Origin of the sequence: Sphingomonas sp. CFBP 8760, from assembly GCF_014841615.1 — a bacterium.
GTDB lineage: Bacteria > Pseudomonadota > Alphaproteobacteria > Sphingomonadales > Sphingomonadaceae > Sphingomonas.
Map to the genome: position 1 here is coordinate 45,214 of NZ_JACYUG010000007.1, position 22,181 is coordinate 67,394.

The following is a 22,181-nucleotide window of genomic DNA, read 5'->3' on the forward strand; positions in this document are numbered from 1 at the left end:
AAATTAGGGATATTTTAACGATGATGGCAAGGGGTAAGTCCGGAATGGTTGTAATCACCGCTGCCATCGCCTGACGGCGATGCAGGGCGACCCTGTTCCTGTTCCGCCTTGGGACAGGCGATGCACGGATCAGACGGTGGGAAAGCCCGTGCGGGGCGCGGCGCGCGCCAGCGAATCGACCCATTCCACCTGGCGCGGCCCGGCGACGGTCCGCAGGTCCGCCGTCGCCACGACATGCGCGCGTGCCGCCGTCCCCAGCCGCCGCCGCAGCGGCGCATCCGCCAGCGCCCCGATCGCCCGCATCGCCAGCGCGGCGGGGTCGAGGAACGGGGTCAGCAGCCCGGTGTCGCCATCGCGCACGAACTCGCGCACCGGGGCCGTATCGCTGCCCAGCACCGCACAGCCGGTCGCCATCGCTTCCAGCAGGCTCCACGACAGGACGAACGGATAGGTCAGATAGACGTGGAGCGACGATAGCCGCAGGATGTTGAGATAGGACGGATAACCCAGCGGGCCGGTGAACAGCACGCGCGCCGGGTCGATCGCGGCGCCCATTTCCGCCAGGAAGACCGATGCCCAGTCCGATCCGTCGGGCGGCGCGGCGCCATAGCCCGTACCCTTGCGTCCCACCACCACCAGCCGCGCCGTCGGCCGCGCCCGCTGGATCGCGGGCCAGGCCCGCAACAGCACGTGGATACCGCGATACGGCTCCAGCGTCCGGCTGACGAAGGTGACGATCTCGTCCCCCGGCGTCAGGACGCGGCCGTCGGGAAAGCGCATCGCCCGGGCGGGGCCGGGGGCGACGGCATCGGTATCGATCCCGTCGTGGATCACCGTGATGCGGTCGCGGATCGGGGCCGGATAACCGTCCGCCTGAAAGTGCGTCGGGGCGATGCCGGCGTCGGCCACGTCGAAATGCAGTCGCTGCGGCAGGTTGCGCAACCGCATCCTGATCCGGGCTTCGATCGCGGTTTCCTTCGGCGCGAATTCGGGATCGAAATCATGGTCGCCGCCCACGGCACGGTAGAAGAACTCGCAATAGATCGCGAGCCGCGCCTCCGGCCAGACATCCTTCAGGAACAGCGTGTCGCCCCAGCCGGGATGCGCGACGATCACGTCGGGCACGAACCCCTCCTGCCGCAACCGCAGCGCGGTATGCAGCGTCGCCTCGCCCCGGATCACCTTGGTGTCGAAATCCCGTGCCCAGGGGTGGCCGGCCCCCGTGACGCGGTCGGCCCGGGTGACGATCACGCGCGCGCCGCACGGATCGCCCGCCGCATTCATCGCCAGCGCCACCACCGTGTCGCCCCGCGCCGCCAGCATCCGCGACAGGTGCCGGAACTGGCCGGGGAAGTTCTGATGGACGAACAGGATGCGCATCGTCTTGTCCCTGCGCTCCCCGTCGCCCGCCACCGCCGTCTCCCTACTGTGCCATGGGCGTGGCGATCAGGTCGAGTGCCGTCGTCGGGAATCCTCGCCCGCATCCGGGCCGGCGACGGACGGGCGGCCGCTGCCCCGAACCGCCTTCCCCCGCCCGCAGGCGGCGGCCCACAGGGTTTCGGACACGGCGGACAGGGCGATGGCGGGCCTTGCCAGGGTGATGGCCACCTTCGTGTGGTAACGGTCGTCCGCGGCATAGGTGATCGTGCCCGCCGCCAGCGCCGATCCGGCCAGCGACTGCGGCACCCATGCGACCCCGCCGCCGTCGATCGCCATCGACAGCAGCGCCGCCGCCAGCCTCGACTGCAACACGACCGCCAGCGACGGCGCCAGGTTCCGCGCGGCCCAGTCGGCGGCGAGGATGCGACCCAGCCCGGATTCGGCGCTATAGGCGAGATGCGGCACCTCGTCCCCGTCCAGCGTCCAGCGCGGTCTGCCCGCCGCATCCGGCTGGCAGACCGGCACCAGCAGGTCCTCGCCGATCTCGACCCGCACGAAATCGCGCGTGTCCAGCGAAGTACGCAGCAGCGGATGATGATGCGACAGCAGGAAGGACGCCTCGCCCCGCTGCATCATCCGCTCGCATGCCTGCAGGCTGTCCGACTTCAGGTTGATCGGCTCGTGCGGGGCGTGATCGACGATCCAGTGCGGAAAGAAGGTGAAGGACAGCGCATGGGTGGCGGCGACGGTCAGGACCGAGGCCGCCTGATCCGCGACCTCCTGCGCCGCGGCGCGCGCGCGGTACAGGTCGCGCACCGATACCTGGATATAGCCATGGAACTGTTCGCCCGCCGGGCTGAGATCGGTGCCGGTCTTCGTCCGCGTGAACAGCGGCGTGCCGGCCCATTGTTCGAGCGACCTGATACGCCGGCCGAACGCCGGCTGGGTGACGTTCCGGCGATCGGCCGCGCGGGAGAAATTGCGTTCCTCGGCCAGCGCCAGAAAATCCTCCAGCCAGTCCAGTTGCACGACCTGATCTCCCCTGATCGCCGGGCAAACATGCCGCCGCCGCCAGCATTATGCCGATTCGGCATGACGTACAATCACATCGGCATTTGATAACGATCGTGATTCCGTCGATCTTCCACCCCAAGCTCAACGAGAAAACAACATAATTAGCGAGAGAGCCGGAGAGAAGCCATGGTGCGACGCCTGCTGGGCCAGTTATACATACAGGTACTGATCGGCATCGCGCTCGGCGCGTTGATCGGTGTCCTGTTCCCCGATGTCGCGGTGTCGCTCCAGCCGCTCGCCGATGGCTTCATCAAGCTTATCAAGATGCTGCTCGCGCCGATCATCTTCGGCACCGTCGTCCTCGGCATCGCCAAGATGGGCAACGTCAAGGAAGTCGGCCGGATCGGCGTCCGCGCCCTGATCTATTTCGAGATCGTCTCCACCCTCGCGCTCGTCATCGGCCTCGTCGTCGTCAACGTCATGCAGCCGGGCGTCGGCATGAACATCGACGTATCGACGCTGGATGCCAGCGGCATCGCCAAATACCAGCCGGCCTCGCAGGAACAGCATGGCGTCGTCGATTTCTTCCTGAACATCATACCCTCGACGATGGCCGACGCCTTCGCCAAGGGCGCGATGTTGCAGATCATCCTGATCGCGGTCCTGATCGGCTACGCGCTGGTGTCGATCGGCAAGCGGGGCAAGCCGCTGACCGCCGTCATCGAATCGCTCACCCAGACGCTGTTCCGCATTGTCGGCATGGTGATGAAGCTGGCCCCGATCGGCGCGGGCGCAGGCGTCGCCTATACGATCGGCAAGCACGGGCTCGGCTCGCTCTGGGGCCTCGGCCATTTGATGCTGGCGGTCTATCTCACCTCGATCATCTTCGTGGTCTTCGTGATCGGCACCGTCGCGCGCTGGGCGGGTTTCCCGCTGTTGCAGTTCTTCCGCTATTTCAAGGACGAGCTGCTCGTCACCTTCGCCACCTGTTCGACCGAGGCGGTGCTGCCGCGGATGATGGCGAAGCTGGAACGGCTGGGCGTCGCCAAGCCCGTCGTCGGCCTGGTCCTGCCGACCGGCTATACCTTCAACGCCGACGGCACCTGCATCTACCTGACGATGGCGGCGATCTTCATCGCGCAGGCGACCAACACGCCGCTGACGCTGTGGCACCAGATCGTGATCCTCGGCGTGCTGCTGCTGACGTCGAAGGGATCGGCCGGGGTCGCGGGCGGCGGGTTCGTCACGCTGGCGGCGACGCTGTCGACCTTCCCCGACATTCCGGCGGCGGGGCTGGTCCTGCTGCTCGGCGTCGATCGCTTCATGAACGAGGCGCGCGCCGTCACCAACCTGATCGGCAACGGCGTCGCCACGCTCGCCATCGCCAAGTGGGAAGGCGCGCTGGACGCCGATACCGTCAAGGCCGTGATCGCCGAACAGAAGGGCGAACGGCCGGCCAGCATCACCCTTCACCCCGCCGGTCCGGCGGATACCCACTGACATTCATCCACCGTTTTCAACAGAGGAGCATCCCATGCGCATCATCGACGTCTGCGAGATCACGCAACCCATCTCGTCCCCCATCCGCAACGCCTATATCGATTTCAGCAAGATGACCGCCAGCCTCGTCGCGGTCGTCACCGACGTGGTCCGCGACGGCAAGCGCGTCGTCGGCTACGGCTTCAACTCGAACGGCCGCTACGGCCAAGGCGGCCTGATCCGCGAGCGGTTCCGCGACCGGATTCTCGAAGCCGCACCGGAAAGCCTGCTGGACGATGCGCGCGACAATCTCGATCCGCACAAGATCTGGGCGGCGATGATGACCAACGAAAAGCCCGGCGGCCACGGCGAACGCTCGGTCGCGGTCGGCACGCTCGACATGGCGATCTGGGATGCCGTCGCCAAGATCGAGGGCAAGCCGCTGTTCCGCCTGCTCGCCGAACGCCACCACCGCGAGGCCAATCCGCGCGTGTTCGTCTATGCGGCCGGCGGCTATTACTATCCCGGCAAGGACAACAGCGCACTGTGCGCGGAAATGCGCGGCTATCTCGATCGCGGCTACAATGTCGTGAAGATGAAGATCGGCGGCGCCTCGATCGAGGAGGATCGCGGCCGGATCGAGGCGGTGCTGAACGAGATCGGGTCGCAGGCGCAACTGGCGGTCGACGCCAATGGCCGCTTCGATCTGGAAACCGGCATCGCCTATGCCAAGATGCTGCGCGACTATCCGCTCTTCTGGTATGAGGAGATCGGTGATCCGCTCGACTATGCGTTGCAGGCGGCGATTTCCGAATATTATCCGGGCCCGATGGCGACGGGCGAGAACCTGTTCTCGCATCAGGACGCGCGCAACCTGCTCCGCCACGGCGGGATGCGCCCCGATCGCGACTGGCTGCAATTCGACTGCGCCTTGTCCTACGGTCTGGTCGAATATCTCCGCACGCTGGAGGTGCTGAAGCAGTTCGGCTGGTCGCCGTCGCGCTGCATCCCGCATGGCGGACACCAGATGTCGCTCAACATCGCGGCCGGTCTGGGGCTGGGCGGTAACGAGAGCTATCCCGACCTGTTCCAGCCCTATGGCGGGTTCCCGGACGGGGTGAAGGTGATCGACGGCCACATCACCATGCCCGAACTTCCCGGCATCGGTTTCGAAGGCAAGTCCGACCTCATCAAGGTGATGCGCGACCTGGCGGAATGATCGGCACCGGCAGGGCGGCGCACCGCCGCCCTGCCATGCTCGTTCCGAGTATGTATATGATCGTCCAGCGTAATTTGGACGGCAGAGAGGCAGTGCATGAACCGGCTTTCCCCGATGCGAGGCTATGGCCTCGCGATCCTGGGCCTGACCGCCACCCACCCCGCTTCGGCGCAGGAGGGTCCCCCCTCTGCCATCGAGGCGCGCAACACGCAGGTGCCGGCGACACCCGTCGCCGCTCCTTACCCCGATGCCGCCGCCGGCGACGGCAACACGCAGCAGGGCTACAACCCGCTGCGCTGGGCGGAGGACTGGCGCAGGATGCGGGACCCGGCAAAGCGCGACGACCTTCTCGACCGGTTGAAGTACATCCCGATCGGTTCCGACGACGTGTATCTGACCCTGTCTGGCGAACTGCGCGCGCGGGTCAATTACTTCTCCAACCCGCAGGGACGGAAGGCGGAACATCAGCGGCAGGACAGCTATCGCATCTTCCTGGGTGCGGACCTCCATCTCGGCGAGCATTTCCGCGCATATGGCGAACTCGCGCGCGGGCCGATGGACGGCAAGAATATCGGGTCGCCGTCGGGCACATTGTCGAACGGGCTGCTGCTCCAGCAGGCGTTCGTCGACGGTACCGCCCGGGTCGGGCAGATCGATGTCGGCGCCCGCGTCGGCCGACAGGTGTTCATCGACGGATCGAACCTGTTGCTGGCCAACCGCGACAACAACACCGTGCAGACCAGCCTGACCGGGGTGCGCACCTGGGCACGCGGATCGCGGCTACGCGCGGACGCGTTCGATCTCTATTACACGACCTATGGCAATGGCGGGATCGGCGACGATCCGGTCGACTGGGGCCGCCGGTTCAGCGGCATCACCACCGGGATCGTGCTGCCGAAGCAACTGTTCGGCGGGTCGAAGCTGTATTTCGATCCGTTCGTCTGGCGCCTGCGCAACCGCGCGGTCGCCTGGGGAACCGAGACAGCGCGCGAGGAACGCGTCTATGTCGGCGCGCATTTGTGGGGTGAGGCCGGCCCCGTCACGATCGACTGGACGGCCAATCATCAGGGTGGCCGCTACGGCGACCGGGAACTGGACGCATGGCAGGTGTTGCTGGCCGGGACCTATCGTCTGGGCAAGGCGAACAACGCGCCCCGGCTCGGCCTCCATGTCGACTATGCGACCGGCGGCGGCGCCTATGACAGGGGCAAGCTGAAGAACGCCTTCGCGCCCTATGGCAACAACATCTACTACAGCTATCAGGGTTTTCTGACGCCGACCAACCTGATCGCGCTCGCCCCCAGCCTGACCGTCCTGCCGACCAAAAGTCTGCGCGTGACCGGCGAGTATCAATTTACCTGGCGTGAGACGACGGACGACGCCGTATACCGCGCGAACGGCACGCCCTTCACCGGGACGGCCGGCGCCGGCGGGCGACGGACCGTCGACGTGGCCCGATTGCAGGCGATCTGGACGGTCAGTCCCCGACTGTCGCTGACCGGCCGCCTCGAACACGGCTTCGCCAGAAACGGGCTGAAGACGGCGGGGTATCGCGATTCATCCTACGCCGCCCTGTGGGCGAGTTTCCGCTTCTAGAGCGGGATGACATTGGTCTGACCCCATCCGTCATTGCGAGCGGAGCGAAGCAATCCAGCGCCGGACCAGGACGCCCTGAATTGCTTCGCTCCGCTCGCAACGACGAACATCCGGTTCAACCTGATGTCATCCGGCTCTAGGACGACCCGGCATTCGGCCCTTCCGAACAGGGAGGATCGCTGGCCCATGGGGTCCGCGTCGGGACGGATATGTCGTCTACACATCCGCGGATGCCCATGGTCGGGCACCCCGATTCGCCATCGGTCGCGTCGGGAACATCCCGTTACGATGGCGGCCTGTGGCAGTATATCTGCCATAAATTTTATAGACTATGGCAGTGAAATCCCGCTTTTTCATAGCGGGTTCTGTCGACAACACTTCATCGGGCTAGCCTGTTCTGGCCCGCTTCGTTCCCGATCACGCTGTACCGAATATGGATTCAGCCAACGGCAAAAAATAGTTCTTGCATGGTTAACGGGAATAATGTTTTCCCCATTATCGTATTTCGTATACTTTTGGGGGCAATCATGAAATCGATCGCGAGACTCTGGTGCGGTGCGGCATTGGTATGCGGGATGCTGGCGTCCAACGCCCATGCAGCGAATATCATCCTCGTCGACCGGGGGGGCGTAACGGGTTCCGCCGCGGAACGCGTCTACCAGACGGCAGCCGCCTATTACGGCGCGATGCTGACGAACGATATCGATATCACGTTCGCAGTCAGCTTCTCACCGCTGGCATCCGGCAATCTTGGTGAAGCCGGCCCGGTCACCATGGCGTATTCGGTCGCCGACTGGAAAAATCTGGTAACGGCGTCGCGCAGCAATTCGCTGCTGGACCAGACCGTCGTCCTGCCGACCCTGACGGACGGCGCAGCGTCCTTCATCAAGAACGGGACCGGCGCGAACGGTTTCGGCATCGATAACACCACCCGCATATTCGACAACGATGTCGATGGGTCCCAGGCGAACAACAACCGGTTCCTTGGCATCAGCACGGCCCTGACCCGCGCCATCGGCGGCGAAGCCTTTTACGCGTCCGACAATCCGGAACGGCTCGACGGCAATATCTTCTTCAACAGCACGCCTGCCTATGATTTCGACTCGTCGGACGGACTGGAAGCAGGAAAGGTCGATTTCCTGAGCGTGGTGATGCACGAGATGGGTCACGCGCTCGGCTTCACGTCGGGACTGGAATATGCCGATGCCTATGGCGGGCCGAATGGGGTCGCGCGCGATTTCGGCAATACCCTCAACTTCAACGAATTCGCCATAAACACCGCGCTGGACATGTTCCGTTACAGCACGGACCCCACCGGCGTGGCGCCGGGCACCGGCCCCGCGCTCGACCTCTCGGTCGGTACCGCATCCTATTTCTCGCTTGATGGCGGCGCGACCGCATTCAACAACAACCTGTTCGCCACCGGTGCGCAGCATGGCGACGGCAGTTCACCGTCGCACTGGAAGTGGTCGCCCGGCTGCACCCCGTATAACGGCGTCATGGATGCCCGCATCTGCGGCGGCAACACCTTCGCCGTCACCGCGCTGGATCTCGCCGCGTTCGACGCGATGGGGTACAACATCAGTGTGGATGTCCTCGGCAAGGACAATGCCTATTTCCAGACCACCCGCGACATCGCGACCTGGTTCAACTCGGCCGTGCCCGAGCCATCGACCTGGACCATGATGATCGCAGGCTTCGGTCTGGTCGGCGGCATGATGCGCCGGCGGCCGCGGTCTACCCGCGCGACCGTGACGATCTGATTTTTCGCCGACAATTTCGGCCGGCGCCTGTCGCAACGACAGGTGCCGGCCGCTTCGGACAGCGACCGGCTGGATCGCGATGCCGTGCCGGGCTCACCGGGCGGGCGCGGTTTCCAGCAATATCCCGGCGGCATGGCGATTGGCCGCGGCGATATCGGCACCGGGCATTGCCTGCGCCATGACGATCGCGCCCTGGATCAGCGACAGGATCTGCAGGGTCGCCTTGTCGGGATCGATCAGGTCCAGTGGGACGATCAGGTCCGCGACGAGATCGTGCAGGCTCTGGAAATAAACGGCGATCGTCGCCTTGATCTCGGGCGTGTCCGCATCGGGGCCGAACTCGGCCATCCCCCTGACGAAGGGGCAGCCCCGAAAGGGCGGCCGCCGGAACGATACGTCCAGCGCATCGAAGATCGCCTGCACGCGCGCGACCGGTGACAGGCCGGGATGCCGGGTCGCGGTCGCCAGCATATGCAGCCAGACCGCGGTCTGGCGCTGCAGATACTCGGCGATCAGCCGCGCCTTCGACGGGAAATGCTTGTAGAAGGTCATCTTGGCCACGCCGCTTTCGGCGATAATCCGATCGATGCCGACGGTGTGGATGCTGAACCGGTAGAACAGGTCGGACGCGGTACTCAGGATACGCTCGCGCGGGGGCAGGCCGGCAGGCGGCTGGTCGTCGGGAGCGGTCAAATCCTGCATGTCGCCGTGTATACCCTTCATGCCGGCTCTTCCATCATCCATCCCGCCACGAACGCACGAAAGGACTAACGCTGTTCATTGGGTATTGCACAGACAGACAGGTCTGTATACCTCTTGGCCATTCCTCGATGAATGGATGGAACTGGATATGGGTAACAAGATTGTGGTCGTGACCGGCGCGAGCAGCGGGTTCGGCAAACTCACGGCGCTGGAACTCGCCCGCCAGGGTCATACCGTCGTCGCGACGATGCGCGACGTCGAGGGGCGCAACAGCGCGGTTCGTGACGAGTTGATCGACACCGCCAGGGCCGAGGGTCATCCACTCCACGTCCTGGAAATGGACGTCGCCGACGACGCGTCGGTCGAGACGGCCATCGCCGGCGTCGTCGCGCAGCACGGCCGTATCGACGTGCTGGTCAACAATGCCGGGTTGATGCCGGTCGGCGTGACCGAAGCCTATACGGTCGCCGACGTGGAACGGCTGTTCGCGGTCAACGTGTTCGGCGCGGTCCGTACCAACCGCGCCGTCCTGCCGCACATGCGCGCCGCCGGCAGCGGCCTGCTGGTGCACGTCACGTCGCTGATGGGGCGGTTCACCGTGCCGTTCTTCGGCATCTATGCCGCCAGCAAGTTCGCGCTTGAGGCTTTGGCCGAAACCTATCGCTACGAATTACGCGGTTTCGGGATCGATTCGGTGATCGTCGAGCCGGGTGCCTTCCCCAGCAACCTGATCGCCTCCAGCCCGGAACCGTCCGATACCACCGTGCTGGCAGCCTATGGCGAGGTCGCGGCGATCCCCGGCCAGATCAAGGCCCATGCCGATCAGCAGTCCGACCCCGCCAACCCGCCGCGTCCGCAACGGGTGGCCGATGTGATCGCCACGCTGGTGAATGCGACGGAGCGCCGGCCGCTGCGCACCGTCGTGATGCCCGAGGGGCAGGATTTCGGCGTCCAGCAGATCAACGATTCGGTCGCGCCGATCCAGAACGGCGTCCTGAAGGCCATGGGCATGGAAGCGATGATCTGACGATCATGACGGATCGGCAGGCGGGTTCACGCCCGCCTGCCGAACGATGGGCCGATGCCGGCCACCATGCCGCCACATCGCGACCAGTGTTCGACCGGCTCACCACCCGGAATGTGGACGACAACGCGGGTTCCGTCGCGCCCGCTGCTCACCGTGCCGCGGCCCGAACGATTTGTGTTCAACTGCTTGCCGCCGCCGTGCCCTGCCCGTTACGGGCAAGGCTAATTGAACAATCCACTGATGGGCGAGGATCGATCGGGCGCCCTGACAACCTGATGATCCCGTGATAGTCTCGCGCTATGTTCGCGCCGTTCCTGACGCCCCCCTATCTCCCCTTCGCGATCGCCTTCGTGGTGATGATCGGTATCGGCCTGATCGAGGCGATCGGGCTGGGGCTGGGTAGTCTCGATCTGGATGGCGAGATCGGCGGCGCGGGCGATGGCGGCGTGCTCGACTGGCTGGGGCTGGGCGGCGAGCTGCCGATCCTGATCTGGCTGACCTCGCTGCTCGGCTGCTTCACGCTGGCGGGCGTCGCGATCCAGCAGGGGGCGACCGCGCTGGCCGGGGCACCGCTGGCCTGGCCGGCGGCGGCGGCGCTGGCGGCACTGGCGGGCCTGCTCCTGAACATGGTCGCGGCGAACGGCCTCGCGCGGGTGATGCCCGGCTTCGAGACGACGGTGATCTCTGTCGACGGTCTGCTGCGCCGACGCGGCACGATTCTGGAGGGAACGGCGCGGCGCGGCGCACCGGCCCGGGCACGGGTGATCGACGATCACGGGCAGGCGCATGTCGTGATGGTGGAACCGCACGACGATGCCGATACGCTCGCCACGGGCGACACCGCGCTGCTGGTCCGGCGTGAGGGCGTGCTGTTCTTCGCGCTGCCCGACGGGCACGCGCTGCTACGATCGATCTGATCCGTATCGACTCATCTGGGGGGATAACATCGTGCCTGCATCGTTTCTGAACGTCCTGATCTATGCCGGCATCGTGCTGCTCGCGCTGGTGGTGATCGGCATCATCCTGACCCGCCTCTACCGCCGCGCGACCAAGGACGTGGCGCTGATCCGCACCGGGTTCGGGGGCGAGAAGGTCGTGCTGAACGGCGGCATCATGGTGATCCCGGTGCTGCACGAACTGATGCAGGTGCGCCTGACGACGGTGAAGCTGGAGGTGTCGCGCCTGAACAAGGACGCGCTCATCACGCTCGACAAATTGCGCGTCGACGTGGTCGGGCTGTTCCATATCAAGGTGAAGCCCGATGCCGGATCGATCGCCGCCGCCGCGCAGACGCTGGGCGATTCGGTCAACAGCCCGGATGCGGTGAAGTCGCTGCTCGACGGCAAGCTCGTCTCTGCGTTGCGATCGGTCGCGGCGACGATGACGATGGAGCATCTCCACGCCAACCGCGCCGACTTCATCCAGAAGGTGCAGGAGGCGCTGATGACCGATCTCGACATGAACGGCTTCCAGCTCGAATCGGTCAGCATCACCCATTTCGACCAGACCGCGTTCGAGCATTTCAACGAGAACAACGCCTTCGACGCGGAGGGCCTCACCGTGCTGACCCGCACGATCGAGGAGCGCAAGAAGATCAGGAACGACATCGTCGCCACCAACCGCGTCGAGATCGAGCAGCGCAATCTGGAGGCGAACAACCAGTCGCTCGACATCGCACAGGCGGCCGAACAGGCGCGGCTGACGCAGGAGCAGACGCTGTCCGCCCGCCGCGCCGAACAGGCGACCGCGATCGCCACCGCCGAGGCGGAGCAGACCCGCCTCGCCGAAATCGCGCGCATCACCGCCACCCAGGCGCAGACCGTCGCCCAGACCGAGGCGGACAAGGTTGTCAGGACCGCGACGATCGCGCGCGACGGCGCGATCCAGACCGCGACGATCGAGCGCGACCGCACGATCGAGATCGCCCGCATCACCACGGCGGTGCAGACCGCGCAGAAATCCGAGGAGGAATCGACCGCCACCGCCGCCGCCAACGAGGCGCGCGCGCTCGCGGTGCGGGCGGAGGAAAGCGTCGCCACCGCCAAGGCGACCGAGATCGCGAACCGCAACAAGAACGTCGCGGTCATCGCCGCCACCCAGCGCGCGCAGGAGGAGGCGGTGGGCATCACCGTCGCCGCCAATGCCGAGAAGGAGGCGGCCGAGGCCCGCGCCGTCGCACTCCGGACGGAGGCGACCGCGGAGGCGGATGCGGAGAAGGCACGCGCCGAGGGGCGCGAGGCCGCGTTCCGGGTCGACGCGGCGGGTCAGGCCTCGCTCAACGAGGCGACCAACATCCTGAACGATGCGCAGACCGCGTTGCTGGTGCGCCGCGCGATGCTGGACGCGCTGCCCGCGATCATCGCGGCGGCGGCCAAGCCGATGGAAAATATCGACCGGATCAGCATCCTCGACGCGCGGGGACTGCATGGCGACGGCGCCGCCGGCGGCGGGGAGCCGGCCGGCGCGACCGGCAATCTTGCCGATGCCGCGGTCGCGGCGGCGATGCGCTACCGCGTCGGCGGGCCGCTGATCGACGGGCTGATGGCGGAGATCGGCATGAACGGCGCGTCGATGGACGGCATCCTCGCCGGCAGCGGCCGGCCCGCCACGCCCAAGCCCACGCCCGCGCCTGCATCCGCCCCCACATCCGGCCCCACATCCGGCCCCACGCCGTCCGCCGACCGGGCCGACGCACCCGCCTGATCGCGGTCGGCAACCCGAAGGCGTCACGCCGCGTTAGGGGCTGGATCGGGGATGCGCAGGCATCGCCCGTCGCGGTATCGCCGCTCGATGTCCGCCCGTCGCCCCCCCCCCGGGGCGATGTGCGGGCCTTGTGTCGTGCGCGGCCTGCGGCGGGGCGGACGGCAACAGGGAAGGAAGACGATAACGTGGCGGTGAACCGGACCAGGGTCGAGAATGGCGGCCTGATCCTCTATGTACTGCTGGCGACGATCGCGCTGATCGCGGTCGTGTTCAGCTTCATCGGCGCGCTGCTGTGGGCGGCGCTGGCGGCATTGCTGTTCCAGCCGCTGTACCGCTGGCTGCTGAACCGCTGGCCCAATCGGCGCAACACCGCGGCGGCGGTCGCGCTGCTCATCATCACCGTGGCGGTGGTGATCCCGGCGCTGGTGATCGCCAGTCTGGTCGTCGATCAGGCGGCGGGCGTCTATACCCAGATGCGCAGCGGCCAGATCAATTTCGCCGCCTATTTCCAGCAGGTCCACGATGCGTTGCCGAGGCGGTTGCAGCGGTTGCTGGACGGGGCCGGCTTCGGCAGTTTCGAACGTGCGCAGGCACAGATCTCGCAGGCGGTCGGCAGTAGTGCCAGCACGCTGGCGCGGCAGGCCTTTTCGATCGGGGCCAACGCAGCCTCGTTCCTGCTGGCGTTCGGCGTCGGGCTGTACGTCACCTTCTTCCTGCTGCGCGACGGCGACCGGATCGGGCCGGCGGTGATCGCCGCGCTGCCGCTGGAGCCCGCCACGGCACAGCGGATCGCCGACAAGTTCGTCGCGGTGGTGCGCGCCACGATCAAGGGATCGGGCGTCGTCGCGCTGGTGCAGGGCGCGCTGGGCGCGGCGACCTTCTGGATCGTCGGATTGCCCGCCGCGCTGCTGTGGGGGATGCTGATGGCGATCGCGGCATTGTTGCCCGCGATCGGCCCGGCGATCATCTGGGCGCCGGTGGCCATCTATCTGCTGGCGACCGGTGCCATCTGGCAGGCGGCGGTGGTCGTCGCCTCGGGCGTGCTGGTGATCGGGCTGGCGGACAACGTGCTGCGGCCGATCCTGGTCGGTCGCGACACCGGCATCCCTGACTGGCTGGTGCTGGTGACGACGCTGGGCGGGATCGACCTGCTCGGCCTCAGCGGCATCGTCATCGGGCCGCTGGCGGGCGCCCTGTTCATCACCGGCTGGCAGATCCTGACCGAGCAGCGGCGCGGCGCGGCGCCAGCGGAGATCGCGGACGATCGACCGACGCGGTCGTGACCGGCTGAAGCCGGGATCGTTTATTCGCCCGCTACCGTGCCGGCCCCTTGCCAAGGGGCCGGCGCCCTGCTGTGGCGGGCCGGCGCCCCGGCGAGGCTGATGTCAGCCGATCGGGGTGTCGTCCCCTCCGTCCCACGACAGAACCCCGCGTGACCCAGCCTGACCTGCCCGACGAGCACCCCGTCGACACCTCATCCGTTTCCGGTCCATCGTCCTCCACCCCCCGCCCGATCGCCGACCGGACGGCGGTGCTGTTCGTGGGGCTGGTCGCGGGCTTCGCGGTCGGCGTATCCTTCCACACCTCGCCACCGGTGGCGGTGCCCACCATGACGACCACCCCCGCCGTGACTGCCCCCGCGACTGGCGATGCGCCCACCACGCCGCCCGCCGCGACGCCGCGATCGGTCCCGGCCGCCACCATGCCCGCCCCTTCCGGCCCCGCCACGATCGATCCCCGCGTGCTGGCGCGGGTGAAGGCCGATGGCCGCATCCGCGTCGGCGTGTTCGGCGACAGCATCGGCAACGGCATGTTCGAGGCGCTCTATTACCAGCTACCCCGCGATCAGGGCTACGATGTGCTGCGCTTCAGCAAGGAGGCGACCGGCTTCACCCGCTATCATACGCTCGATCTGGCCCAGCGCGCGCGGGAGCAACTGGCGGCCGATCCGGTCGATATCGCGGTCATCAGCTTCGGCGCCAACGACGCGCAGGACATGTGGGAAGAAGGGCATCTACACCCCCTGCTGGGCGACAGCTGGCGGCGGATCGTCGGCGAGCGGCTGGATCGGTTCGTCGCGACCGCGCGCTCGACCGGCGCGACCGTCTACTGGATCGGCTTGCCGGTGATGCGCGACGCGCAGATGGATGCCACCATGCAAGCCATGGACGCCTTCTATGCCGATCACATGCGCCGTCTGGGCGTCACCTTCGTCGATACGCGGCCGCTGTCGGTCGATGCGCAGGGGCGGTACAACGCCTATCTGCCCGATGCGAAGACCGGGCGGCCCGCGCTGATGCGCACGCCCGATGGCATCCACCTGATCGGCGTCGGCTATCGTCGCCTGACCGCCGGTGTCGCCGACGATATCCGCGCCTTCGCGGCGAAGGCCCGCGCCGCCGCCGGCGTTCCCGCCCCCCAGGCAAACGAGGCGGCACGATGATCGGGCTGGTCGTCGCCGGGCTGATGCAGGCGGTGGTGCCGCAGGCCTGCACCGCCGCGCTGTGCGATGCGGAACGGTTGCACCCCTTCGTCGACCGGCTGGCGACTGCGCAGGGCAGCGGCGAACCGGTGCGGATCGTCCAGATCGGCGACAGCCACACCGCCGGCGACCAGATCACCGGCAGCTGGCGCACGCTGTTGCAGGCCCGCTACGGCAGCGGCGGGCGCGGCGTGCTGGCCCCGGGGCGCCCCTATGCCGGCTATCTGACGCGCGGCGTCACCGCCGGCATGTCGGACGGGTGGAGCGTGAACGGCATCTTCGGCGGTGCCTATCGCTCCGTCGGCGCACCCCCGATCGGGGTCAGCGGCTACAGCCTGACCAACACCCGCCCCGGCGCCGCGATGACGATCGCGGCGGACGGCCCCGCCCAGATGTTCGACCGCTTCACCGTCTGCGCGCTGCGTCGGCCGGGGGCGGGCACCCTGACGCTGGCGGCCGGCGCGGTGTCGCAGGTCTGGTCGCTCGCCGCCGACCGGGACGAGGGCGCGTGCCGCACGATCGACCTCGACGCGCCGGTATCGGCGGCGTCGGTGGCAGTGGCGGCGGGCACCGCGACGATCACCTCCTGGGCGACCGAGCGGCGCGGGCGCGGTGGCGTGACGCTGTCCAACCTGGGCACGGTCGGCGCGCAGTTCGTGCATGTCCGGCGCACCGACGAGGCGGTCGCCGCCAACGAACTGCGCACCTACGCCCCCGACCTGATCGTGCTGGCGTTCGGTACCAACGAGGCGTTCTGGCCGGGCTTCACCCCCGCCGGCTACGACGCGACGCTGCGCGCCGACGTATCGCGTATCCGCCGCCTCGCGCCCGGCGTGCCGATCCTGCTGGTCGGCGCCCCCGACAGCGCGACGCGCACGCCTTCGTTGATGACGCTCGGCGGCATCGCCAGCCCGGCATGCGGCGCGGTGCCGACCGCCGCGCCGCCGGTGGTGCGCCCGGGCGAGATCGTGCAGCCACTGCCCGCCGCCCAATCCTCCGGCTGGCGGCCGACCGCCGCGCTCGCCAGCGTCCAGGCGATCCAGCGCCGCGTCGCGCACGATCTGGGTCTCGCCTATTGGGACTGGGCGCGGGCGATGGGCGGGCGCTGCACCGCGCATCGCTGGGTCACCGACCCCGCCCCGCTGATGCGCGGCGACCATGTCCATTTCACCAGCCGGGGCGGCGCGGCGATCGCGCAGGCGTTGCAGGCCGATCTCGACGCCGCGATCACCGGGCTGTCGGCCCCGGTCGCACCTGTCTTCCGCCGCTAGATGCTGTTCCCCACGCTCGGCTTCGCGCTGTTCTTCCTCGTCGTCTATCTGATGGCGTGGGCGCTGAACGGCAGCAACGAATGGCGCAAGATCGCGCTGCTGCTGGTCAGCTGGTTCTTCTACGGCGCATGGGACCCGCGCTTCGTCGCCCTGCTGTTCGCCTCGGGCGTCGGTAACTGGGCGATCGGGCAGGGCATCGTCCGCGCCCGGTCGCCGGGCACCGCAAAGGCGCTGCTGACGATCGGCGTCGTCGGCAATCTCGGCATCCTCGCCTGGTTCAAATATGCCGGTTTCTTCTTCGAGCAACTGTCGGGGCTGGTCCATGCGCTCGGGCTGGAGCGCGACCTGCCGCTGTTGCAGGTGATCCTGCCGGTCGGCGTGTCGTTCTTCACCTTCCAGGCGATCTCGTACCTCGTCGATGTACGCAAGGGCCGGGTGCCCGCCGCCGGGCTGCTCGACCTGATGCTGCTGATGTCGTTCTTCCCGCATCTGGTCGCGGGGCCGATCGTGCGCGCGTCGGACCTGCTGCCCCAGTTCCGCCGCAGCCCGACCCTGACGCGCGGCGCGGTGGCGGCGGCGCTGCTGCTGATCCTGTGGGGCCTGTTCAAGAAGGCGGTGATCGCCTCGCAACTGGCCGCCGATCTGGTCGATCCGGCGTTCTTCGATCCCGCCAGCCGGTCCAGCCTCGACCTGCTGATCGGCGCCTATGGCTATGCGGTGCAGATCTATTGCGATTTCTCCGCCTATTCGGACATGGCGATCGGACTGGCGGCGCTGCTCGGCTATCGGTTCCCGCGCAATTTCGACCAGCCCTATCGTGCCGCGTCGTTGCAGGATTTCTGGCGGCGCTGGCACATCAGCCTGTCGAGCTGGCTGCGCGACTATCTCTACATCCCGCTCGGCGGCAGCCGGCGGGGCGCGGCGCGGACCTATCTCAACCTGTTCCTCACCATGCTGCTCGGCGGGCTGTGGCACGGGGCGAGCTGGGGCTTCGTGATCTGGGGCGGGCTGCATGGCGGCTGGCTGGCGATCGAGCGGTTCTGGACGCGCCATCGCCCCGGCCGCTGGCCGGTCGCGCCGCGCTGGGTCGGGGTGATCGTCACCTTCCATATCGTCGTGCTCGGCTGGGTCTTCTTCCGTGCGCCCGATATCGCGGCGGCATTCGGTTATCTCGGCGCGCTGGCGGCGGGGGACTGGCGCAACACGCTGGTGACGCCGCTGTTGCTGGCGCTGGTCGTCGGCGGCCTCGCGATCCATGCGCTGCCCGTCGCGACGCTGCCGGCGCTGGCGGCACGGGTACGGCGCTGGCCTGCCCCGGCGGTGGGGCTGGCGCTGGGTGCGCTGATCCTGGTCGTCGATACGATGCGGCCCGAAGGGGTCGCGCCCTTCATCTACTATCAGTTCTGACGGAGACGGCGATGACCACGGGCGCGGAGCATGGCGAGATCGCGGAGGTGGGCACGCCGGTGGCGGTCGATCCCGATCCGGTCGATACCGTGCGGCCGTGGCGCTGGACCAGCGTGGCGATCGCCACCGCGGCGCTGTTCCTCGCGCTGACCAACGCCCATGCCATCCAGGGCTGGTTCGACGAACGCCCCCCCGGCTCGATCACCGAGCCGTTGCGCGGACCGATCCGTGCCTGGTCGACGCTGACCGCCGGGCTGGGACTCGACGCGCCACGCGCCGCGCTACGCAAACGATGGCAGGCGGCGGAAACGGTGCGGTTCGGCAGCGAGCGCCCCGGCGAGGCCGGGGCGGAACAACGCTAGAGTCAGCCGGACCTGCCGTCATTGCGAGCGCAGCGAAGCAATCCAGGGCATCACGAGCGGGACTCCGGGTTGCTTCGCAACGCTCGCAGCGACGGGCTTGATAGGGCCAATGTCACCCCGATCCCGACGATCAGCGGTAGAAGGTGTGCCCAGCGATCTGGGCGACGCGGGTGCGGGTCGGCATCGACGCCCCGGCGGAATGGAAGAACAGCGCGCCCGGCACGACCTCGTCGCCCTCGCCCTGCAACGTGTCGGTGGCGATCTCGATCGCGGTGTTCCAGCGCTGGCCGGTGCGTGAGGGCTGGTAGGAGTCGACATCGAAGAACTGGCCGCGCTGCTTGACCACCGCGCAGGCGCTGTCGCCGAAACCGCCGCTCTTCATCCGGGTGCGGATCACCTGTGCGACCGCCATCTGGCCGCGATAGGGCTGGTTGCCGGCTTCGTGAACGATGACCTTGGCCATGCATTCCACCTCGCGCCGGTCGAGATCGGGTTCGTCGCTGGTCTGGTCGGCCCTGATATCGTTGGGGCCGGTATCATCTGTTCCGGTGTCGAGCCGGACGGCACCCAGCGTATCGTTCGCGATGGTGGCGACGGCGGGGCGGAACACGATTCCGTCCTGGGTGGCCCCGTCCCGGGTGGTGACCTGGTCTTCGTCGGTCCCGATGATCGGGGCGGTGGCGAACCGAGTCACGCTGTCGGGCATGGCGGCCATCGCGACATGGGCACTGCCCAGGGCGGCGAGCACGGCAAATGCCACCAGCGAACGTCGTCTTTGCATTCAATCGTATCACATGTGCGCAAGGTCATTCACCCCGGCCGAGGTGCAACGGTAATAGGCGGCCGTGGAAATTTCCCCACGTCTCACCGACGATATCCAGCTGTGCGCATGTCGCAACGAAGCGGCGTCGGTTAGGACAGGTGCCCCATCGCCGACCTGACGCCCCGAGTCAAATTCCGCGCGCCGAATGGTTCCCGCCCCGCGCCGAAACGAGGAAACTTCCTGTGCCCAGCCGTTTTCGGCGCCGTTCCAGCAACCTGCCGCGAATCTTCACAAGTTGTTAGGAATCGCGCTACCCCGCGATCCGGTATTCGCCATGTTATTTCCCAGAGTTCGATCGATCGCCGGCGATATGGTTATTGATCCATTACTTTACCGGCATGATCGCCGCCATGCCGTAGCGTCAGGCGCGCCCTATCCCTCCAGGCTTTTCGATGCCTGCTCGAACAGGTCGCGCGACAGGCCGGGCACCGCGACGATCCGCGCCAGTTCCGCCCGCATCAACGCCGCCCGGCCCGCATCGAACCGCCGCCAGCGGCCAAGCGGCGGCAACAGCTTTGCCGCGGTCTGCGGGTTCAGCCGGTCGAGCGCGATCAGCTGGTCCGCCAGGAACCGGTATCCGGCCCCGTCGGCACAGTGAAACGCGCGCTGGTTCGCGCCGAACGCGCCGATCAGGCTGCGCGCGCGGTTGGGGTTGGCCAGCGTGAAGGCGGGGTGCGCCGCCAGCGCCGCCACCCGGTCGGTGGTGTCGTCGCGCGCCGACAGCGCCTGCGCCTGGAACCACTTGTCCAGCACCAGCCCGTTGCCGGCATAGCGATCGTGGAACGCCGCCAGCGCCACGTCGCGCTCCGGCGCATCGCCGTTCACCAGCGTCGTCATCGCCGCCTGCCGGTCGGTCATGTTGTCCGCCGCCTCGAACTGCGCGAAGGCCAGCGCCGCCGCATCGCCCGCGCCGCTGGCCGCCAGATAGCCGAGCGCGACGTTGCGCAGCCGCCGCCGGCCCTTCTGCTCCGGCGAATAGACATAGGGCACCGCCGGCGTCCGGTCGTAGGCGAGCCGCCAGCGATCCTCCAGCCGCCGCGCCAGATCGCCGCGCAACGCCTCGCGCGCGCGGAAGATCGCGTCGGGATCGACCACCGCCAGCTGATCGCCGACGAACGCCTCGGACGGCAGCATCACCGCCTCCGCCACGAAGGCGGCATCCAGATCGGGATCGTCCAGCGTGTTCGCGACCGCGTCGATCACCGCGTCGTGATCCGCGCTCCCCTCGATCGCGCCTGCCACCAGCGTGTCGAGCATCAGTTGCTGCATCGCCTCGTACCGGGCGAAGGGATCGTCGTCATGCGCGCTCAGGAAGGCGAGATCGGCGGCGGACCGGTCGCTCTCGACGATCACGGGGGCGGAGAAGCCGCGGTTGATCGACAGCACCGGGCGCTCCGTCACCGCCTCGAACACGATCGTCGCGGCCGGCTGGTCCAGCAGCACCAGTTGCTCGTCGGTCAAGGGCCGCCCCGTCTCCGCACCGAACAGCCGCAGCTTCAGCGGCAGCACCATCGGCTGCTTGTCGGGCTGTCCCGGCGTCGCGGGCACCTGCTGCGCCAGCCGCAGCGTCGCGCGCCCGCCGCCCGCATTATGGCTCAGGCTGGCCGAGACGCGCGGCGTGCCCGCCTGCCCGTACCAGCGGCGGAACTGCACCAGATCGACGCCGCTCGCCTCCTCCAGGCACGCGACGAAATCCTCGCAGGTCGCGGCCGTGCCGTCGAACCGGTCGAAATACAGGTCGGTGCCGGCGCGGAATGCCACCGGCCCCAGCATCGTCGCCATCATCCGGATCAGCTCGGCGCCCTTGTTGTAGATGGTGGCGGTGTAGAAGTTGCTGATCTCCTGATACGCATCGGGGCGCACCGGATGCGCCAGCGGGCCGGCATCCTCGGGGAACTGCGCCGCGCGCAGCGTGCGCACATCCTCGATCCGCTTCACCGCCGCCGATCCCTGATCCGCGGAGAAGCCCTGATCGCGATAGACGGTGAACCCCTCCTTCAGCGACAGCTGGAACCAGTCGCGGCAGGTGATGCGGTTGCCCGACCAGTTGTGGAAATATTCGTGCGCGACGACCGCAGCGATGCCGTCGTAATCATAATCGGTGGCGGTGTCGGGATCGGCCAGGATATAGCGGCTGTTGAAGATGTTCAGCCCCTTGTTCTCCATCGCGCCGAAGTTGAAATCGTCGACCGCGACGATGTTGAACACGTCGAGATCGTATTCGCGGCCATAGACGCGCTCGTCCCACGCCATCGACGTCTTCAGCGCGTCCAGCGCATGGTCGGTCCGCGCCAGATCGGCCTCGCGCACCCAGATGCCCAGTGCCACCGCGCGGCCGCTGCGCGTCGTGAACGACCCGCGATTGACCGCGAGGTCACCCGCCACCAGTGCGAAGAGATAGGAGGGCTTGGGGAACGGATCGTGCCATTCCGCCCAGTGTCGCCCGTCGTCCAGCGTGCCCGTCGCCCCCGGATCGCCGTTCGCCAGCAGCACCGGATAGCGCGCGGCATCCGCCGTCATCCGCACCGTGTAGCGGCTGAGCACGTCGGGCCGGTCGGGGAAATAGGTGATCCGGCGAAACCCCTCCGCTTCGCACTGGGTGCACAGGATACCGCCCGAGGCATAGAGCCCCATCAATTGCGTGTTGTGGTCGGGCGCGATCTCCACCTCGGTCTCGACGACGTGCGCTGTGCCCGCCAGCGGGACGACCAGTTGCTCGCCCTCCAGCCGCCAGTCGTCGGTCGCGACGCCGTCGACCGTCACCGACAACGGCACCTGCCCCGCCCCGTCCAGCCGCAGCGGTTCGTTGTCCGCGCCGTTGCGGGTCACGCTCAACCGCGCCCGCACCCGCGTCGCGGCGGCATCCAGATCGAAGTCCAGCTGCACCTCGGGCACCAGCCATGCCGGCGGGCGGTAATCCTCGCGCCGGATCACCATCGGCTGGGGAGCGGGC

At 67.7% G+C, this 22,181-nt stretch carries 16 protein-coding genes and 2 pseudogenes; 13 read left to right on the forward strand and 5 right to left on the reverse strand.

The window, feature by feature from the left end; genetic code table 11:
- Positions 1-129: 129 nt before the first annotated feature.
- Positions 130-1,413 (reverse strand): glycosyltransferase, encoded by a 1,284-nt coding sequence (locus tag IFT82_RS10675; RefSeq protein ID WP_199860442.1) that lies wholly within the window; start codon positions 1,411-1,413, stop codon positions 130-132.
- A 33-nt stretch (positions 1,414-1,446) separates the two neighbouring features.
- Entirely contained in the window at positions 1,447-2,409 is a 963-nt protein-coding gene (locus IFT82_RS10680) for a LysR family transcriptional regulator (RefSeq protein ID WP_192126510.1), read from the reverse strand.
- A gap of 171 nt (positions 2,410-2,580) precedes the next feature.
- Between IFT82_RS10680 and dctA the strand changes: the two genes are divergently transcribed.
- The 5 genes and pseudogenes from dctA to IFT82_RS21465 all read left to right on the forward strand — a co-directional run.
- On the forward strand, positions 2,581-3,894 hold the full coding sequence (dctA, locus tag IFT82_RS10685) for a C4-dicarboxylate transporter DctA (protein ID WP_192126512.1): 1,314 nt from the start codon (positions 2,581-2,583) through the stop codon (positions 3,892-3,894).
- A 34-nt stretch (positions 3,895-3,928) separates the two neighbouring features.
- Positions 3,929-5,092, forward strand: a complete 1,164-nt coding sequence (locus IFT82_RS10690; RefSeq protein WP_192126514.1) for a mandelate racemase/muconate lactonizing enzyme family protein — start codon at positions 3,929-3,931, stop codon at positions 5,090-5,092.
- A gap of 96 nt (positions 5,093-5,188) precedes the next feature.
- Complete coding sequence (locus IFT82_RS10695) at positions 5,189-6,688, forward strand: alginate export family protein (RefSeq protein WP_244646673.1); 1,500 nt, start codon at positions 5,189-5,191, stop codon at positions 6,686-6,688.
- Between the two features lie 575 nt (positions 6,689-7,263).
- Positions 7,264-8,256: pseudogene (locus tag IFT82_RS20890) on the forward strand (NF038122 family metalloprotease); the annotation flags it as partial.
- A gap of 87 nt (positions 8,257-8,343) precedes the next feature.
- A pseudogene (locus tag IFT82_RS21465) lies at positions 8,344-8,451 on the forward strand (PEPxxWA-CTERM sorting domain-containing protein); the annotation flags it as partial.
- Positions 8,452-8,544: 93 nt separating this feature from the next.
- On the opposite strand, the gene IFT82_RS10705 reads toward IFT82_RS21465, so the two are convergent.
- Positions 8,545-9,174, reverse strand: a complete 630-nt coding sequence (locus tag IFT82_RS10705) for a TetR/AcrR family transcriptional regulator (protein ID WP_199860443.1) — start codon at positions 9,172-9,174, stop codon at positions 8,545-8,547.
- Positions 9,175-9,301: 127 nt separating this feature from the next.
- Between IFT82_RS10705 and IFT82_RS10710 the strand changes: the two genes are divergently transcribed.
- The 8 genes from IFT82_RS10710 (at position 9,302) to IFT82_RS10745 (ending at position 18,405) form a co-directional block, all read left to right on the forward strand.
- Positions 9,302-10,180: an SDR family oxidoreductase gene (locus IFT82_RS10710; protein WP_192126516.1), complete on the forward strand. Its 879-nt coding sequence runs from the start codon at positions 9,302-9,304 to the stop codon at positions 10,178-10,180.
- 299 nt (positions 10,181-10,479) lie between these two features.
- Complete coding sequence (locus IFT82_RS10715) at positions 10,480-11,097, forward strand: OB-fold-containig protein (RefSeq protein WP_192126518.1); 618 nt, start codon at positions 10,480-10,482, stop codon at positions 11,095-11,097.
- A 31-nt stretch (positions 11,098-11,128) separates the two neighbouring features.
- The gene (locus tag IFT82_RS10720; protein ID WP_192126520.1) at positions 11,129-12,883 is read left to right on the forward strand and encodes a flotillin domain-containing protein; all 1,755 of its coding nucleotides are present in this window, start codon (positions 11,129-11,131) and stop codon (positions 12,881-12,883) included.
- Between the two features lie 185 nt (positions 12,884-13,068).
- Positions 13,069-14,166, forward strand: a complete 1,098-nt coding sequence (locus IFT82_RS10725; protein WP_342355096.1) for an AI-2E family transporter — start codon at positions 13,069-13,071, stop codon at positions 14,164-14,166.
- 149 nt (positions 14,167-14,315) lie between these two features.
- The gene (locus IFT82_RS10730) at positions 14,316-15,326 is read left to right on the forward strand and encodes an SGNH/GDSL hydrolase family protein (RefSeq protein WP_342355097.1); all 1,011 of its coding nucleotides are present in this window, start codon (positions 14,316-14,318) and stop codon (positions 15,324-15,326) included.
- Entirely contained in the window at positions 15,323-16,636 is a 1,314-nt protein-coding gene (locus IFT82_RS10735) for a GDSL-type esterase/lipase family protein (RefSeq protein ID WP_244646675.1), read from the forward strand. The genes IFT82_RS10730 and IFT82_RS10735 overlap by 4 nt, the downstream gene beginning before the upstream one ends.
- Positions 16,637-18,043: an MBOAT family O-acyltransferase gene (locus IFT82_RS10740; RefSeq protein ID WP_192126522.1), complete on the forward strand. Its 1,407-nt coding sequence runs from the start codon at positions 16,637-16,639 to the stop codon at positions 18,041-18,043.
- A gap of 11 nt (positions 18,044-18,054) precedes the next feature.
- A complete protein-coding gene (locus IFT82_RS10745) occupies positions 18,055-18,405 on the forward strand; it encodes a hypothetical protein (RefSeq protein WP_192126523.1) in 351 nt (116 codons plus the stop codon).
- A gap of 130 nt (positions 18,406-18,535) precedes the next feature.
- On the opposite strand, the gene IFT82_RS21335 is transcribed toward IFT82_RS10745, so the two are convergent.
- Both IFT82_RS21335 and pepN read right to left on the reverse strand, forming a co-directional pair.
- A complete protein-coding gene (locus IFT82_RS21335) occupies positions 18,536-19,165 on the reverse strand; it encodes a cell wall hydrolase (RefSeq protein WP_192126525.1) in 630 nt (209 codons plus the stop codon).
- A gap of 435 nt (positions 19,166-19,600) precedes the next feature.
- Entirely contained in the window at positions 19,601-22,165 is a 2,565-nt protein-coding gene (gene pepN, locus IFT82_RS10755) for an aminopeptidase N (RefSeq protein WP_244646676.1), read from the reverse strand.
- Positions 22,166-22,181 lie beyond the last annotated feature (16 nt).